This window comes from Cupriavidus sp. SIMBA_020 (assembly GCF_046535395.1).
In the GTDB taxonomy this organism is placed as follows: domain Bacteria; phylum Pseudomonadota; class Gammaproteobacteria; order Burkholderiales; family Burkholderiaceae; genus Cupriavidus; species Cupriavidus campinensis.
Genome location: NZ_JAWRWU010000001.1, coordinates 354,165 through 371,583 on the forward strand (window position 1 = coordinate 354,165; position 17,419 = coordinate 371,583).

General features: G+C 67.1%; 12 protein-coding genes and 2 tRNA genes. 11 read left to right on the top strand and 3 right to left on the bottom strand.

Annotation, left to right across the window (positions count from 1 at the left end; genetic code table 11):
• The first annotated feature begins 172 nt into the window (after positions 1-172).
• The 5 genes from folD (at position 173) to SB751_RS01620 (ending at position 6,459) form a co-directional block, all read left to right on the top strand.
• Positions 173-1,027 carry a bifunctional methylenetetrahydrofolate dehydrogenase/methenyltetrahydrofolate cyclohydrolase FolD gene (gene folD, locus SB751_RS01600; protein ID WP_144195829.1) on the top strand — a complete coding sequence of 285 codons (855 nt, stop codon included), beginning with the start codon at positions 173-175 and terminating at the stop codon, positions 1,025-1,027.
• Between the two features lie 133 nt (positions 1,028-1,160).
• Positions 1,161-3,248 carry a M3 family metallopeptidase gene (locus SB751_RS01605; protein ID WP_211942947.1) on the top strand — a complete coding sequence of 696 codons (2,088 nt, stop codon included), beginning with the start codon at positions 1,161-1,163 and terminating at the stop codon, positions 3,246-3,248.
• Between the two features lie 42 nt (positions 3,249-3,290).
• Entirely contained in the window at positions 3,291-3,689 is a 399-nt protein-coding gene (locus SB751_RS01610) for a hypothetical protein (protein ID WP_144195833.1), read from the top strand.
• A gap of 40 nt (positions 3,690-3,729) precedes the next feature.
• Positions 3,730-4,527, top strand: a complete 798-nt coding sequence (gene xth, locus SB751_RS01615) for an exodeoxyribonuclease III (RefSeq protein ID WP_144195834.1) — start codon at positions 3,730-3,732, stop codon at positions 4,525-4,527.
• A gap of 27 nt (positions 4,528-4,554) precedes the next feature.
• Positions 4,555-6,459, top strand: a complete 1,905-nt coding sequence (locus SB751_RS01620) for a SulP family inorganic anion transporter (protein WP_144195836.1) — start codon at positions 4,555-4,557, stop codon at positions 6,457-6,459.
• Between the two features lie 122 nt (positions 6,460-6,581).
• Here SB751_RS01620 and SB751_RS01625 read toward each other — a convergent pair whose 3' ends face one another.
• A complete protein-coding gene (locus SB751_RS01625; RefSeq protein ID WP_061959393.1) occupies positions 6,582-6,845 on the bottom strand; it encodes a DUF1488 domain-containing protein in 264 nt (87 codons plus the stop codon).
• 257 nt (positions 6,846-7,102) lie between these two features.
• On the opposite strand from SB751_RS01625, the gene SB751_RS01630 reads away from it, so the two are divergent.
• Positions 7,103-7,178, top strand: a tRNA-Lys gene (locus tag SB751_RS01630).
• Between the two features lie 73 nt (positions 7,179-7,251).
• Here the strand turns inward: SB751_RS01630 and SB751_RS01635 are convergent.
• Together SB751_RS01635 and SB751_RS01640 are read right to left on the bottom strand one after the other, a co-directional pair.
• A complete protein-coding gene (locus tag SB751_RS01635) occupies positions 7,252-8,640 on the bottom strand; it encodes an 8-oxoguanine deaminase (protein ID WP_410747743.1) in 1,389 nt (462 codons plus the stop codon).
• A 124-nt stretch (positions 8,641-8,764) separates the two neighbouring features.
• Complete coding sequence (locus SB751_RS01640) at positions 8,765-9,664, bottom strand: LysR family transcriptional regulator (protein WP_410747744.1); 900 nt, start codon at positions 9,662-9,664, stop codon at positions 8,765-8,767.
• A gap of 116 nt (positions 9,665-9,780) precedes the next feature.
• Here SB751_RS01640 and SB751_RS01645 point away from each other — a divergent pair.
• The 5 genes from SB751_RS01645 to SB751_RS01665 all read left to right on the top strand — a co-directional run bounded on the left by SB751_RS01645 (position 9,781) and on the right by SB751_RS01665 (position 17,416).
• Positions 9,781-9,856, top strand: a tRNA-Lys gene (locus SB751_RS01645).
• 218 nt (positions 9,857-10,074) lie between these two features.
• On the top strand, positions 10,075-11,055 hold the full coding sequence (locus tag SB751_RS01650) for a Bug family tripartite tricarboxylate transporter substrate binding protein (protein ID WP_144195842.1): 981 nt from the start codon (positions 10,075-10,077) through the stop codon (positions 11,053-11,055).
• A 195-nt stretch (positions 11,056-11,250) separates the two neighbouring features.
• Positions 11,251-11,583 (top strand): hypothetical protein, encoded by a 333-nt coding sequence (locus tag SB751_RS01655; protein ID WP_144195844.1) that lies wholly within the window; start codon positions 11,251-11,253, stop codon positions 11,581-11,583.
• Between the two features lie 292 nt (positions 11,584-11,875).
• On the top strand, positions 11,876-12,397 hold the full coding sequence (locus SB751_RS01660; protein WP_144195846.1) for a MarR family transcriptional regulator: 522 nt from the start codon (positions 11,876-11,878) through the stop codon (positions 12,395-12,397).
• Positions 12,398-12,538: 141 nt separating this feature from the next.
• The gene (locus SB751_RS01665; protein WP_313816944.1) at positions 12,539-17,416 is read left to right on the top strand and encodes an NAD-glutamate dehydrogenase; all 4,878 of its coding nucleotides are present in this window, start codon (positions 12,539-12,541) and stop codon (positions 17,414-17,416) included.
• Positions 17,417-17,419 lie beyond the last annotated feature (3 nt).

Below are 17,419 nucleotides of genomic sequence, written 5' to 3' on the forward strand. Positions count from 1 at the left end.
CAGCACAATCATGCCGAACTGGGTGTGCCACAAACTGTCCCGTCCGAGCAGCTTGCACCGCGCCAACTGCCCGCCGATGGGCGCCAAACCCTTATAATCCGGCTTTGTCCGCGACGCCGCCGCCACGCGCGCGCCGCCTGCCCCGACTTCCCAGCCTCTCCCGCAGAATCCCATGCCCGCCCAACTGATCGACGGCAACGCCCTTGCCAAACAAATCCGTACCGAAGCCGCCCAGCGCGCCGCCCGCCTGACCGAGAAGGGTCACCAGCCCGGCCTCGCCGTGGTGCTTGTGGGCGAGGATTCCGCCAGCCAGGTCTATGTGCGCAACAAGGTCAAGGCTTGCGAGGACAACGGTTTCCATTCGTCGCTGGACCGCTATCCGGTCGATCTGTCCGAAGCCGACCTGCTGGCGCGCATCGACGCCCTGAACAACGACCCCAAGATCCACGGCATCCTGGTGCAGCTGCCGCTGCCGAAGCACATCGACAGCCACAAGGTGCTCGAAGCCATCGCCCCGGAAAAGGACGTCGATGGCTTCCACGTGGCCAACGCCGGCGCGCTGATGACCGGCGCCCCGCTGTTTCGCCCGTGCACGCCCTATGGGTGCATGAAGATGCTGGAATCGATCCAGTACCCGCTGCGCGGCGCGCGTGCCGTGGTAGTGGGCGCCTCGAACATTGTCGGCAAGCCGATGGCCATGCTGCTGCTGCAGGCCGGCGCAACCGTGACAATCTGCAACAGCAAGACGCGTGACCTGGCCGCCCATACGCGCGAGGCCGACGTGATCGTGGCTGCCGTAGGCCGCCGCAACATCATCACCGCCGATATGGTCAAGCCGGGCGCAGTGGTCATCGACGTCGGCATGAACCGTGACGACGCCGGCAAGCTGTGCGGCGACGTGGACTTCGCCGGCGTGCGCGAAGTGGCCGGCCACATCACCCCGGTGCCGGGCGGCGTGGGGCCGATGACGATCACGATGCTGCTGATCAACACCCTCGAAGCCGCCGAGCGCGAAGCCGGCCTGTAGTCCGCTGGCCGCCGGGTCCTAATCGGCCCCCAATCGGCCCGATAGGAAAGTCGAACTGGAAATTTCCGCGCAGACGCCTCATCTTTGCACGTGTGAACGTATAAAGACCGAGGCTCGCCAACCGAGAACCGCCATGACCGTGAACAACGACCGCGCTACCAATCCCCTGCTCGACTTTACCGACCTGCCCCGCTTTGCCGAGATTCGTCCCGAGCACATCAGCCCGGCGCTGGACGTGCTGCTGGCCGACGCACAGGCCGGCGTGGCCCGCGCCGAAGACCCGGCCACCCCGGCCACCTGGACCAGCGCAGTGGAAGCCCTCGAGGCCGCCACCGAGCCGCTCGGCCGCGCCTGGGGCGTGGTGGGCCACCTGAGCGCCGTGGCGGACACGCCCGAGCTGCGCAAGGTCCACACCGACAACCTGCCCCGCATGACCGAATTCTGGTCGTCGCTGGGCCAGAACCTCGCGCTGTTCGAGAAGTACAAGGCCGTGGCCACCGGCCCCGAGTTCGCGGGCCTGACGCCTGCGCGCAAGCAACTGCTCGAAAACGAGCTGCGCGGCTTCCGCCTCGGCGGCGCTGAGCTGCCCGAAGACCGCAAGCCCCGCTTCGCCGAGATCCAGGAGCAGCAGGCCCAGCTTTCCAAGGCCTTCTCGGACCACGTGCTCGACGCCACCAACGCCTACGCCCTCTATATAGAAGACGAGTCGCGCCTGGCCGGCATTCCCGCCGATGCGAAGGAAGCCGCCGCGATCGCCGCGCAGAAGGATGAAAAGGCCGGCTGGAAGTTCACGCTGCACTTCCCGTCCTACTACCCGGTGCTGCAATACGCCGATGACCGCGCGCTGCGCCAGACCATGTACGAAGCGAGCGTGACGCGCGCCTCCGAACTGGGTGCACAGTACGGCAGCGGCCAGGCCGACTGGGACAACACCGCCAACATGCGCGAGCAGCTGACGCTGCGCCGCGAGGAAGCGCAGATGCTTGGCTACAACAACTACGGCGAGGTCTCGCTCGTGCCGAAGATGGCCGAGTCCCCTGCGGACGTGCTCAAGTTCCTCGACGAACTGGCCGTCAAGGCCCGCCCCTACGCCGAGCGCGACTGGGACGAGCTGCGCCAGTTCTCCGCAGCCGAGCTGGGGCTGGCCGAACTGAAGCCGTGGGACGTGGCCTACGCCTCCGAGAAGCTGCGCCAGCAGCGCTATTCGTTCTCGGACGACGAAGTGAAGCAGTATTTCCAGGAGCCGAAGGTGCTCGAAGGGCTGTTCGGCGTGGTCGAGAAGCTGTTCTCGGTCAGCATCCGCCCCGACGAGGCCCAGACCTGGCACAAGGACGTGCGCTTCTTCCGCGTGGTGTCGCCGCAGGGCGCGCTGCTCGCCCAGTTCTACATCGACCTCTACGCACGCGAAGGCAAGCGTGGCGGCGCCTGGATGGACGACGCGCGTGGCCGCAAGGAGCGCGACAACGGCACCGTGCAAACCCCGGTGGCCTACCTGACCTGCAATTTCACGGCGCCCGTGGGCGGCAAGCCGGCGCTGTTCACGCACGACGAAGTCATCACGCTGTTCCACGAGTTCGGCCATGGCCTGCACCACATGCTGACGCAGGTGGGCGACCTCGGCGTATCCGGCATCAACGGCGTGGAGTGGGATGCGGTAGAACTGCCGTCGCAGTTCATGGAGAACTTCTGCTGGGAATACGAGGTGCTGTCGAAAATGACCGCCCACGTCGAGACCGGCGCCCCGCTGCCGCGCGCACTGTTCGACAAGATGCTGGCGGCCAAGAACTTCCAGAACGGCATGATGACGCTGCGCCAGATCGTCTACTCGTCGTTCGACATGCACTTGCACACCGACTATGACCCGCAGGGCCAGACCTCGGTACTGGAGCTGTCGCGCAAGATCAACGACAGCAAGCACGTGGTGCCGCAGTCGCCGCTGTCGCGCTGGCCGAACACGTTCAGCCACATCTTCGCGGGCGGCTACGCGGCCGGCTACTACAGCTACAAGTGGGCCGAGGTGCTGTCCGCCGACGTCTACGCCGCGTTCGAGGAAGCCGGGCAGCTGTCCGGCAGCGTGCTCGATTCGGCAACTGGTGAGCGGTATCGGCGCGAGATCCTGTCGGTGGGCGGCAGCCGTCCGGCGATGGAATCGTTCGTGGCCTTCCGTGGCCGCGCGCCGCAGATCGACGCGCTGCTGCGCCACGGAGGCATGGCGGCGTAATCGTCACACCTCCATCCCGCTTCGCTGACCAGGCGCCCGGCCATGGACTTTCCTTTCCCGATTCGTCAGGAATGTCCGCCGGGCGCTTGCGTCTGCAACCGGGAGGTCTTGCTGGACGACCCCCAGGCCGACCATCGCATCCTGCGGTTGACGCTACAGGAAGAAAAGAAGCTCGTGGCACGGCTGGAGCAGGTGGCCTCGCTAGAGGAACTGCGGCGCATGGAAGCCCGGATGGCCGAATTGCTGGGCATCGAGGTGACCATCACGCCGAGCGCGAACGAAGTCCGCACGACGCGCGGCTTCCGCATCGAACTGGCCGACCGCCCGGGCCTGTGCCGCAAGACCCGCCAGAATATTCCCGCCGCAATCCGCCGCAGCATGGACGCCCATCCGGAAATCGCCTACGCCATCCTCGACCAGGGCGACCTGCTGGGTGGCTGAGTCCTCTCCCTCTAATAAGAACACTCCACACCGAACAACGATGAGAATCGCCAGCTGGAACGTCAATTCCCTCAAGGTGCGCCTGCCACAGGTGCTGCAATGGCTCGCCGCGCAGGACGCCGCCGGCACGCCCATCGACGCGCTCTGCCTCCAGGAACTCAAGCTGCCCGACGACAAGTACCCGCTGGCCGAACTCGAGGCGGCCGGCTTCCATAGCGTCTACACGGGCCAGAAGACCTACAACGGCGTGGCGATCGTCGCCCGCGACGGCACCATGCCGGTGGCCGCAGACGTGGTGCGCAACATCCCCGGCTACGAGGACGCCCAGCAGCGCGTGGTGGCCGCCACCTACGGCGATGTGCGCCTGATCAGCGCCTACTTCCCGAACGGCCAGGCGCTCGATTCGGACAAGTTCGTCTACAAGCTCGACTGGCTCCAGGCCATCACCCGCTGGCTGCGCGAGGAAATGACGCGCTACCCCAAGCTGGCGCTGCTCGGCGATTTCAACATCGCCCCGGAAGACCGCGACGTGCACGATCCTGCCAAGTGGGAGGGCCAGAACCTGGTCTCGCCCCAGGAACGCGACGCCTTCAAGGCGCTGATCGCGATGGGCCTCGTCGATTCGTTCCGCCTGTTCGAACAACCGGAGAAGATGTTCTCCTGGTGGGACTACCGGATGATGGGCTTCCGCCGCAACGCGGGCCTGCGCATCGACCATATCCTGCTGTCTCCCACGCTGGCGGCGGCCTGCACGACTTGTGGCATCGACAAGGAGCCGCGCCGCTGGGAGCAGCCGTCGGACCACACACCCGTCGTGGCCACGCTGAAACTCGACTGAACGGCGCGGCTGCGGCATCATCGCCGGATGACCGCGCCCCCGCTTTCCCCACAATCCCCCCATTCCCCTAAACCGGCGGCGGATGCCGGGAACCGCCTGCTCCGGCTGTTCCCGTGGCGCCGCCGCGTGACGCCGGCCACGCTGCGCGCCGATCTCATCGCCGGGCTGCTTGGCAGCGTGCTGGTGCTGCCGCAGGGCGTGGCGTTTGCCACGCTGGCCGGCCTGCCGCCGCAATACGGCATCTATACCGCCGTGGTGCCGTGCATCGTGGCGGCGCTGTTCGGGTCGAGCTGGCATGTGATGTCCGGGCCGACCAATGCCAACTCGCTGGCGCTGTTCGCCATGCTGAGTCCGGTGGCGTTCGTGGGCAGTCCCGCCTATATCGCGCTGGCGCTGGCCGTGACGATCCTCGTGGGGGTGTTGCAGCTGGCGGTAGGCGCGCTGCGGCTGGGGTCGCTGGCCAACTTCATCTCGCCGTCGGTGCTGCTCGGCTTCACCTGCGGCGCGGCCACGCTGATCGGGCTCTATGCGCTCAAGGACCTGTTCGGGCTGGCGGTACCCACTGGCACCAGCGCGTTCGGCGTGGTCCGCTTCCTGTTCGAGAATGCCGCCACGATCAACTGGAGCGCTGTCATCGTCGGCGCGGTCACGCTGGCGGTCACGCTGATGGTGCGGCGCATCTCGCGCCGGCTGCCGTTCATGCTGATCGGCCTGGTGGGCGGCTTCGGCGTGGCGCTGGCGCTCAACCACTGGGAAGGCGCGCAGCATGTGAATGTGATCGGGCCGATTCCGTCGGCCCTGCCGCCCTTCCAGGTGCCGGACATCAACTGGCGCACCGTGCCGGACCTGCTCGGCATTGCCGCCGCGCTGACCATCGTCGCGCTCGGGCAGTCGATCTCGATCGCCAAGGCCGTGGCGGCGCGCTCGGGCCAGCATGTGGATGCCAACCGCGAGTTCATCGGCCAGGGGCTGTCCAATATCGCGGGCGGGCTGTTCTCGGGCTATATCTCATGCGGCTCGCTGAACCGGTCGATGCCGAACTTCGAGGCCGGCGCGCAGACGCCGCTGGCCAGCGTGTTCTCGGCGGTGCTGCTGGTGGTGCTGGTCATGGTCAGCGCCCCGCTACTGGCGCAGATTCCGTTGGCGGCCATCGCGGCGATGCTGCTGCTCGTGGCCTGGGGCCTGCTCGATCTAGCGCGGCTGCGCCGCATCGCCAGCCTCTCGCGCACGGAATTCGCCATCGCGGTGGGCACCTTCGCCGCCACGCTGGTGATCCGGCTGGAGATGGCCGTGCTGCTCGGCACCATCCTGTCGCTGGTGGCTTACCTGTATCGCACCTCGCGTCCCGCAGTGCGCAGCCTCGTGCCCGACGCCGACGACCCCGGCCGCCGCTTCACCCCCCTCGACGAACTCCGCCGCCCGCAGCCCGAATGCCCGCAGCTGAAGCTGCTGCGCATGGAAGGCGCGATCTACTTCGGCGCGGTGCAATACGTGACAGACCGGCTGCACTGGCTGCGCACGGTCAACCCCGGCCAGACGCGCCTGCTGGCGATGACCAAGAGCATGAACTTCATCGACCTGGCCGGCGCCGAGATGTGGGAGACGGAACTCGCCGAGCGGCGCGCAGCCGGCGGCGACCTCTACTTCCACCGCCCGCGCACGCAGGTGCTGGAGACCTGGGAGCAGACCGGTTTCACCGACCAGCTCGGCCGCGACCATATCTTCCAGACCAAGCGGCAGGCACTGCACACGATCGTCCGGCAACTGTCGCCGGAAATCTGCGCGCAATGCCGCGTGCGCATCTTCGAGGAATGCGCACAGCAGCCCGGTGGCGCAGAAGCGCCCACACCGGTACCAGCGGATGCCGAAGCGGCTGGCGCACCGGAGACCGGCATGCATGAAACCGCCAAGACCGAGGCCCTGAACCGGTAGAAAAACCGCGAAAAACTAAGGGATCTAAGCCAGAATGTGCGCCGGCCGGTAGGGAAACCGTGCCGAAACCGGCGGCGGAGGGTTGCTGCCGTCGCCTTACACGGACGCCGTTGCCGGCGCCATCAGACTGGCGCCACGTGGGCGCGCTTCACCACGACCGGCTGGGGCACGCCCTGCTCGATCAGTACCACGGCGGCGCGCTCGATGGTGTCACGGCCCGCGCGGAACGCCTCTTCCAGCGACAGCACCTGGTCGGCACTGAAGCCTTCCCACAGCGCCTCGCGTGTCACCACGCAGGTCACTTGCTCACCATCGACAATCGCGTGGAACAGCAGGCCCTCATTATTGATGTCGTAGCGATCTTGCTCTTGGAATTTGATTTCCATCATCACAGCCCTCCATATGCAAGTGGAGAAGCATCCTAACATGGCTCGACGCCTATCGTCTGCGATCCCCTGCACTGTGCCATGTGAATGCGATTCGTCTCACTGACCAGCGCGACGGCGTGCAAGTTCCGTCGGCATGGCGCCGAGCGCGACAGGGTCGCACGGCGACATGACAATGCCGTGAGCGCCACTGGCGCGGGGCGATGCATGGAATATTTGACAACGCCGAAAACGGTGATAAAATCTCGGTCTTCGTTGGGGCGTTAGCTCAGTTGGTAGAGCAGCGGACTCTTAATCCGTAGGTCGAGTGTTCGAGTCACTCACGCCCCACCAGCGAATTCAAAAGCCCGGAATCAGCAATGATTCCGGGCTTTTCTTATTCTCGGCCCCTCCAGGCGCGCTTGCATCAATCCGCGCCGGCCGCCCGCTCGAACAGCGTGCGCGCCAGCCGGCGGTGATCGCCAAGCACCACGGGGAGGTCGGCTGTCAGCAGTTCGCCATCGCGAACCACCACGCGGCCATTGATGATGCTCGTGGCCACGTTGCCCGGCGTGCAGAAGACCAGCGCCGCCACCGGATCATGCCCGGCGCCCGCGTAGCCCACGCCCGACATGTCGAAGGCGACAATGTCCGCCGACATGCCCGGCGCCAGCGCACCGATGTTGTCACGGTTCAGCACCCGCGCGCCGCCGAGCGTGGCAATCTCCAGCGCCTCACGCGCACTCATCGCCGCCGGGCCAAAGCCCACGCGCTGGAGCAGCATGGCCTGGCGCGCCTCGCCCAGCATATGGGCGCCATCGTTCGATGCACTGCCGTCCACGCCCAGCCCCACCGGCACACCGGCATCCCGCATCCGCCGGATCGGCGCGATGCCAGACGCCAGCCGCATATTCGAGCACGGGCAATGGGCCACGCCCGTGCCGGTGCGCGCGAACAGCGCCACGCCCTCCTCGTCCAGCTTCACGCAGTGCGCGTGCCAGACATCGTGCCCGACCCAGCCCAGCTCCTCGGCGTACTGCGCCGGCGTGAGGCCGAATTTCTCACGCGAATAGGCGATGTCGTTGTCGTTCTCGGCCAGGTGGGTATGCAGGGAGACGCCGTAGTGCCGCGCCATGACCGCAGACTCGCGCATCAGGTCGCGCGAGACCGAGAACGGCGAGCACGGCGCCAGCACCATGCGCAGCATGGCGTGGCGGGAATCGTCGTGGTACTGCTCCACCAGCCGCTGGCTGTCGCGCAGGATGGCGGCCTCCGACTCCACTACCACGTCCGGCGGCAGGCCGCCCTGGCTGCGCCCGACGCTCATCGAGCCGCGCGCCGCGTGGAAGCGCATGCCCATCTGCTGCGCCGCCTCAATCGAATCATCCAGCCGCGCGCCGTTCGGATACAGGTAGAGGTGATCGCTCGTCGTGGTGCAGCCGGACAGCATCAGCTCGGCCATCGCCGTCTGCGTGGACACCCGGATCATCTCAGGCGTCAGGTGCGACCACAGCATGTAGAGGTTGGTCAGCCACGAGAACAGCTCGGCATCCTGCGCGGCCGGCACGGCGCGCGTCAGGCTCTGGTACATGTGATGGTGCGTATTCACCAGCCCCGGCATGACCACGTGGCCACGCATGTCGATGACCTCGGCGCGGCCTTCGTCGGCCATGCGCCGCCAGGCTTCCGGCAGCTCGGCGGTGGGACCGACCCATTCGATGGCGGCACCGCTGGCGACCAGCGCGCCGTCCGCGATTTCGCGGCGCTGCGCGTCCATGGTCACTAGGACATCGGCGTGCTGGAGGATCAGGGTCATGGCGAAGGTGTATCGAAGTTGCGGACACCCCGGAGTCTACTGGCGCCACCCATCGCGCCAAAGCGTCAAATTTCGACGTAGCTGTCCACAATTTGTGGACACCCCGCCGCAACCACCCGGCCAGTCAGCGGAACAGCCCGTCCAGCGCCGTGCCGATGGCCTGCGCCATCATCTCGCCCGCCGCACTCATCGGCCCGCGCGCCCGCGCCACCAGCCGCAGGGTCTGGCGCTGCAGGCCGCCGTCGCGCAGCGGCACGAAGACCAGCGTGCCGCGCGCGCGGTCTTCCATCACATCGAGCGGATTGAGCAGCGCCACGCCGGCGCCGGCCGCCGCCAGGCGCTGGATCAGTACCACGGAGGTCGATTCCACGGCCGGTGTGACGTCGATGGATTGGCGGGCGAAGGCATCGTCCACGAGGGCGCGGATCGACAGCGTCGGCGCGGGGAGGATCAGCGGGTAGCCGGCCACCTCGGCGAGCAGCGCAGATGACTGCGCGGCCAGCGGATGCCCCGGCGCAACCACCGCGCCAATCGACCAGTCCCGGCTTGCGGCCACGCGGAAGGCGGCCACCTCGGGCAGGTCGTAGCCGAGCCCGAGGTCGGCACCGCCCTGCTCCACCGCGGCGACAATGCCGTCCACCGGCAGGTCCGCCACGCGTACGGCAATGCCCGGGTGCTGCTGGCGGAAGTCGTGGACGAGCGAGGGCATCAGCGCGCCGGCCAGCCCGGAGGTGGTGGCCACGGTGACCATGCCGCGCCGCGCGCCCTTGATCTCGGCGATGCGCGCCTGGAGCGCATCGTGCTCGCGTAGCGTCTGGCGCACATGGGCGAGCACTATCTCGCCCAGCGGGGTGAGGTGCAGCCGTTTGTGGATGCGCTCGAACAGCGGCGCACCCAGCTCGGCCTCCAGATCGAGGATCTGGCGATTGATGGCCGTCGGCGCCACGTGCAGATGCTCGGCCGCGCGGCGGATGGAGCCGCGCCGGACCACCTCGTCGAAATACCGCAGAACGCGCGCGTGCATGGAGATGCCCGAAAGCCGAAGTGCGCGCATTGTAATCCGCTGGCATTGCGGTGCAAAAAAATGCGCCGAGGGACTTGCGTCGTATTCGGTACCTTGCTACAATCTTTTTCTTCGTTGGGGCGTTAGCTCAGTTGGTAGAGCAGCGGACTCTTAATCCGTAGGTCGAGTGTTCGAGTCACTCACGCCCCACCAGCGAATTCAGAAAAGCCCGGAATCCACAAGGTTCCGGGCTTTTTGCTTTGCAGCACCCGGTTTGCTTTGCCTCAGCGGCATTGCGCCGCACTTTCCCGCCCGCCCACCGGGTTCTCACCGATTTCCCTACAGAACCCTTTCAGGGTTGAATGCCTGTCGACGCACATCACGGAACGAAGTTCCGTATTGCGGAACCAAGACAATATCGGAGGCATCTCTTGAAAGCAGTTCTGAAAGCGGGCGCGGCCGTCGCCCTGGCCATGCTGGGTCTGGCGCAAGCGGGCATCGCCCACGCGCAGGCGTATCCCAACAAGCCGATTCGCCTGATCGTACCGTTCGCGGCGGGCGGCACCACCGACATCGTCGGACGCGCCGTGTCCGACGCGCTGGGCCGTGAACTGGGCCAGCCCGTGGTGGTGGAGAACCGTGGCGGTGGCGGCGGCGCGATCGGCGCCGATGCGCTGGCCAAGTCCGCGCCGGACGGCTACACGCTCGGCATCGCCACTGTGAGCACGATGGCGACCAACCCCGCCACCAACGCCAAGAATCCGTACGATCCGATCAAGGACTTCGCGCCGATCACCAACCTGGTGAACGTGCCGAACGTGCTGACCGTGAACCCCAAGGTGCCGGCCAAGAATCTCAAGGAATTCGTCGCGCTGCTGAAGGCCAACCCGGGCAAGTACAGCTACGCCTCGGCCGGCAAGGGCAGCATTTCGCACCTGGATGGCGAGCTGTTCAAGTACCTCACCAAGGCCGACATGGTCCACATTCCGTACCGTGGATCGGGCCCCGCGCTGAATGACACGCTGGCTGGCCAGGTCAACGCCCAGTTCGACAACCTGCCGTCGTCCATGCCGTTCATCCAGTCCAGCCGCCTGCGCGCGCTGGCCGTAGCCGCGCCCAAGCGCGTGGAGGGCCTGCCCGACGTGCCGACCTTCGCCGAAGAAGGCATGAAGGACATGAACAACATGGCCTGGTACGGGCTGGTGGCACCGGCCGGCACGCCGCCCGCCATCGTCGCCAAGATCCACGATGCGGCGATCAAGGCACTTCAGGACCCCGCCGTGAAGAAGCGCCTGCATGACAGCGGCGCCTACCCGGACGGCAACACCTCGCAGCAGTACGCCGCCCAGATCAAGCGCGAACTGGACCTCCGCAAGAAGATCGCGGTAGACCAGAACATCACGCTGGAGTAATACCTGCCTGTGCTGCCGCCACCGTGGCGTGGCGGCAGCATCTCCCGAGCGCAGTTTCTACAAAATTGCTGGCTGCTGCACGCGCACCCCGGTACAGTAATAACAAAGCCATTTTTCTCATCTGCCGTATCTGCACGGAATCTGACGAAATCGGATGAATTCCCGGATATGGCGCATTACCTGCGAGGATTGAAGATGCTGAAGAAGACCGTACCGACCCTGATCATTGCTGCGCTGGCTGGCCTGGGCACCATGCAGCTGGCGCACGCACAGAAGAACTACACGGACGGCGGCGACATCCACAGCGGCAGCCATACCAAGAAGGCCAGCCCGCACGCCAACACGGCCAAGGCCGGCAAGTTCGACCCGTACACCGACGGCGCGAAGAAATCCACCCAGACCGATCTCGCCCCGAAGAAGGCCGATCCGTACACGGACGGTGCCAAGGTCGGCAAGGCTGACCCGTACACCGATGGCGCGAAGTCCGGCAAGCCCGACGTCTATACCGACGGCGCCAAGAAGCAATAATCGACCAAGGTCGTCGTTTGACGAAAACAGCCCGCGCATGTCGCGGGCTGTTTTGTTTTTGGCCCCACTTTTCCCCCGCCACGGGTTGCGCACGGCACCTCGTGCAAAAGGCTGATTAGGACTTACCCGATCTGTCACACCAATGTATAGACATTACTGGTAGTGTCTCGCCTACCGGATGACCCGCCCATGAACAGAGGCAGGCACCGGTGCCGCCCGGGCCGGCCAATGCACCGGCCCATGCACAGACGATGCAAGCAGGCGGCAAACCCAGATTGGGAGACCTGAGCCAATGCAGCCGAAAGCACTCGAAATCAATGAGCCGATCGTGCTCGCGCTTGTCGACGCCGTTACCGCGTGGCAAGCCGCCCTCGAACAGACCTTGTCTGTCTCGGGGCTGACCTATCCGAAATGGCTGTTGCTGCGCGCCATCCACACCGGCACCTTCCGACGCGGATTGCCGTTGTCGACCGCCGTGTTCATGGACGTGGCCCAGACCGAACGCCTGCTCACCGAGCTGCGCGAAGAAGGCTGGCTGGCGTTCGAGGCCAATGGCGCCCCGCGCATCGCGGCCAGCGCCGCCGCGCGGCTGGACCGTGCCGGCCAGGGCGTGAAGGCCCTGCACTCGGTCTCGGTGGGCCAGTTCAATGCCGAGGAGCGCGTGGCGCTGACCGGCCTGCTGCATCGCATGACCGGCACGCTGGAGGACCATGCCGAGCGGCATCGCCGCAATGCGGCATGGGAGCGCTCCGAAAGCTCCGTGGTCGTGCCGCCCGAGGTCAGCCGCGCCGCGCTGCGCGCCGTGGCCGCGTGAATCGCGTGAATCGCTTGACCCGCATCTGATCCCCCGGGCGCCTCGCCCGTCTCACCTGCCCGCTGGCGTGGTTTTGTCACCCGGGCAGGTCAAAACTTTCCTACAGTATGAGCATGCACCGGCACACGCCGAGGAGATGCCATGCCTCCGGAAAACGAAGAAAAAGTCGCGCAGTTGCTGGATGACCTCGTCGCGCTCGCGCGCGAGCGGCTCCCCGCCGCCACCTTCGGGCTGCTGGAACCCCTGCTGCGCCACTACTACGACCTGGCCGATGCCGAGGACCTGCTCGCGCGCAACGTAGCGGACCTCTACGGCGCGATCATGGCCCACTGGCAGACCGCCCAGAAGTTCGTGCCCGGCACCGCGCGCGTACGGGTCTACAACCCGAAGCTCGAGGAACACGGCTGGCACTCTGACCATACGATCATCGAGATCGTCAACGACGACATGCCGTTCCTGGTCGATTCGATCACGATGGAGATCAACCGGCTCGGCCTGACGCTCCACTCCACCATCCACCCGGTCTTCAACATCTGCCGCGACGCCAAGGGGACGATCCTGCGGGTGGGCCTGGGCGGGCGGAACGACGCCGACCCGGCCGGCAACACCACCTGCCGGCTCGAATCGTTCATGCATTTCGAGGTGGACCGTACCGGCGAAGGTGCCCGGCTGGAGACGCTGCGCACCGGCATCGCCCGCATCCTCGGCGACGTGCGCGCCGCCGTGGAAGACTGGCCGCGCATGCAGCAGGTGGCTGAGGACACCATCGCCAGCATGGGCCACGCGCCGGACGCCGCGAGCGCGGAATCGGTCGAGGCGCGCGCCTTCCTCGAATGGATGCTGGACGACCATTTCACCTTCCTCGGCCAGCGCGACTACGAGCTGGTGCCGCGCGACGGGCAGTACTTCCTGCGCGGCGTACCGGGCTCGGGCGCGGGCATCCTGCGCGAGGCGCTGCGCGAGCCGGGCGAGGACGACCTGACCCCGCTGCCCGCCGCCGCCGCGAGCGTCATCGAAGGGGCCTCGCCGATCTTCCTGACCAAGGCCAACTCGCGCGCGACCGTGCATCGGCCCGGCTACCTCGACTATGTGGGCGTGAAGCTGCTCGACGCCAACGGCAAGCTGTTCGGCGAACGGCGCTTCGTGGGGCTGTACACGTCCTCGGCCTATATGGTCAGCACCAGCGAGATCCCGCTGGCGCGGCGCAAGTGCGCCAATATCCTGGCGCGCGCCGGCTTCCTGACCAAGGGCCACCTGTACAAGTCGCTGGTCACCATCCTCGAGCAGTATCCGCGCGATGACCTGTTCCAGGCCGACGAGGACGAGCTGTTCGAGATCGCCATCGGCATCCTGCGGCTGCAGGAGCACCAGCGCATCCGGCTCTTTGTGCGGCGCGACCGCTTCGACCGCTTTATCTCGTGCCTGGTCTTCGTGCCGCGCGACAAGTACAACACCGACCTGCGCCAGCGCATCCAGAAGCTGCTGATGGAGGCGTTCCATGGCACCGGCTGCGAGTTCACGCCGCTGTTGTCGGAATCCCCGCTGGCGCGCATCCAGCTGACCGTGCGCGGCGAGCCGGGCGCCATGCCCGAGGTGGATACGCGCGAGCTGGAAGCGCGCATCGTGCAGGCCACGCGCCGCTGGCAGGACGACCTGGCCACCGCGCTCCACGTCAGCCGGGGCGAGGAACAAGGCATCGTGCTGCTGCGCCGCTACTGCGACGCCTTCCCCGCCGGCTACCGCGAGGACTACGCCGCCCGCACCGCCGTACGCGACATCGAGCTGATGGAGTACGCGCGCCAGCACCCGAGCGGCCTCGCCATGAACCTGTACCGGCCCATCGAGGCTGCGCCGGGCGCGTTCCGCTTCAAGGTGTTCCGCGCCGGCGAGCCCATCGCGCTGTCCCTGAGCCTGCCGATGCTCGAACATCTGGGCGTGCGCGTGGACGAGGAGCGCCCCTACCTGATCGAGCCCGATGCCGGTGCGCCGGTGTGGATCCACGATTTCGGCCTCGAGATTGCCGCCGACGCCGATGGGCGGCCCCTGGACGTGGAGATCGAGCGCGTGAAGCCCCTGTTCGAGGACGCCTTCGCGCGGGCCTGGAACGGCGAGATCGAAAACGACGATTTCAACCGCCTCGTGCTGCGCGCCGGGCTGGCCGCGCGCGACGTGACCATCCTGCGCGCCTACGCCAAGTACCTGCGACAGGTGGGCTCCACCTTCAGCAATGCCTATATCGAGCGCGCGCTGACCAGCAATCCGAATATCGCCGCGCTGCTGGTGGCGCTGTTCGTGGCCCGCTTCGACCCGGCCGTGGCCACGCCGGGTGACGAGACGCGCACCCAGCGCCTGCTGGCCGAGATCGACGCCGCGCTCGACAAGGTGCCCAATCTCGACGAGGACCGCATCCTGCGCCTGTTCCTGAACGTGATCGCGGCCACGGTACGTACAAACTACTTCCATCGCGACGCGGATGGCCAGCCGCGCCCCTACGTCTCGTTCAAGTTCAATCCGGCGCTGGTGCAGGGCCTGCCCGAGCCACGGCCGATGTTCGAGATCTGGGTCTACTCGCCGCGCGTGGAGGGCGTGCACCTGCGCGGCGGCCGCGTGGCCCGGGGCGGGCTGCGCTGGTCGGACCGGCGCGAGGACTTCCGCACCGAGGTGCTGGGCCTGATGAAGGCGCAGATGGTGAAGAACGTGGTGATCGTGCCGGTGGGCTCGAAAGGCGGCTTCGTGGTCAAGCGCCCGCCGCCCGCCACCGACCGCGACGCCTATCTGGCCGAGGGCGTGGCCTGCTACCAGACCTTCCTGCGCGGGCTGCTCGACCTGACTGACAACCTCGTCTCCGGCGAGATCGTGCCGCCGCCCGAGGTGGTGCGCCACGACGAATCGGACCCCTACCTCGTGGTGGCCGCGGACAAAGGCACCGCCACGTTCTCGGACTACGCCAACGCCATCTCGGGCGAGTACCGGTTCTGGCTGGACGACGCCTTCGCCTCGGGCGGCTCGGTCGGCTACGACCACAAGAAGATGGCGATCACCGCGCGCGGGGCGTGGGAGAGCGTGAAGCGCCATTTCCGCGAGATGGGCGTCGATATCCAGACCACGCCGTTCACGGTGGTCGGCATTGGCGACATGTCCGGTGACGTGTTCGGCAACGGCATGCTGCTTTCTCCGCACATCAAGCTGCTGGCCGCGTTCGATCATCGGCACATCTTCCTCGATCCGGACCCCGACTGTGCCAGGAGCCTGGCCGAGCGCGCGCGCCTGTTCGCCCTGCCCCGCTCAAGCTGGGCCGACTATGACACCGCGCTGATCTCGGCGGGCGGCGGCATCTATCCGCGCACCGCCAAGACCATCGCCCTCACGCCGCAGGTGCAGGCGGCGCTGGGCATCACGGCCAGCACGCTGTCGCCGGCGGACCTGATCCACGCGCTGCTGATGGCGCCCGTCGACCTGCTCTACAACGGCGGCATCGGCACCTACGTCAAGGCGACGTCCGAGACCCACCAGCAGGCCGGCGACCGCACCAACGACGCGGTGCGCGTGAATGGCGCCGAACTGCGCTGCAAGGTGGTGGGAGAAGGCGGCAACCTCGGCTTCACCCAGCTTGGGCGCATCGAGTTCGCGCGCAACGGGGGCCGGATCAATACCGATGCCATCGACAATTCGGCCGGCGTCGATTGCTCCGATCACGAGGTCAATATCAAGATTCTGCTAGGCATCGTGATGGCCGATGGCGAGATGACCATCAAGCAGCGCAACACGCTGCTGGCCGAGATGACCGACGAGGTGGGCCTGCTGGTGCTGCAGGACAACTACTACCAGACCCAGGCGCTCTCCGTGGCGGGCCGTCAGGCGACGGAGCTGCTCGACGCCGAAGCGCGGCTGATCCGCTGGCTGGAGCGCGCGGGCCGGCTCAACCGTCCGCTCGAATTCCTGCCCCCCGAGGACGAGATCGCCGAACGCAAGGCACTCGGCGCGGGGCTGACCTCGCCCGAACGCGCGGTGCTGCTGGCCTATAGCAAGATGTGGTTGTACGACGAATTGCTGGTCTCGGACCTGCCCGAGGACGCCCTCGTCGCCACGCTGCTGGCCGACTACTTCCCCGAGCCGCTGCGCGTGCGCCATGCCGAGCCGATGCAGCGCCATCCGCTGCGGCGCGAGATCCTGGCCACGCACCTGACCAACATCCTCGTGAACCGCGTGGGGCCGACCTTCATCCATCACCTGATGGAAGAGACCGACGGGCGTCCGGCCGACATCGTGCGCGCCTGCCTGCTGGCGCGCGACGTGTTCGGGCTGTCCGGGCTCTGGGCGCGCATCGACGCCTTCGACAACCGTGTGGACGACGCCATCCAGGCGCAGATGTTCGGCGCGCTGGCGCGGCTGCTCGAGCGCGCCACACTCTGGTTCGTGCGCTACCTGCGTGGCGGCGGCACGGTGGAGCCGGGCGCGACGCGCTTCGTCGAAGCCGCGCGCTGGCTCACGCCGCAGCTGCCCAAGCTGCTGCCGCCCGAGGGCGCCGAGGCCATGGCCGAGCGGGCAATGACGCTGATCGAAGCCGGTGTGGATGACGACCTCGCCCTGCGTGTGGCGGCCAGCGATGCCGCCGCGGCCGCGCTCGACGTGGCCGAGGTGGCGGCCAGCTGCCAGCGCAGCCTGGATACCGTGGCGGCGGTCTACTTCGCCCTCGATTCGGAACTCAATTTCGGCTGGCTGCGCGAGCGCGCGTTTTCGCTGCCGGCGGACACCCACTGGGACCTGCTCGCCCGCACGACCACGCTGGAAGACCTGGGCCGGCTCAAGCGCGCCCTGACCACCAGCGTGCTGGGCCAGTCGCGCGAGGTGGACGACGCACCGACGCTGATCGAGGACTGGCGCAAGAGCCGCCAGGTGGCGCTGGACCGCTTCGCGCAGATGCTGGCCGACCAGCGCGCGTCGGGCGCCACGGGGGCCTCGGCGTTGTCGATGCTGTCCGTTGCGGTGAAGGAAATCGGCTTGCTGGAGCGCGCCTGAGCG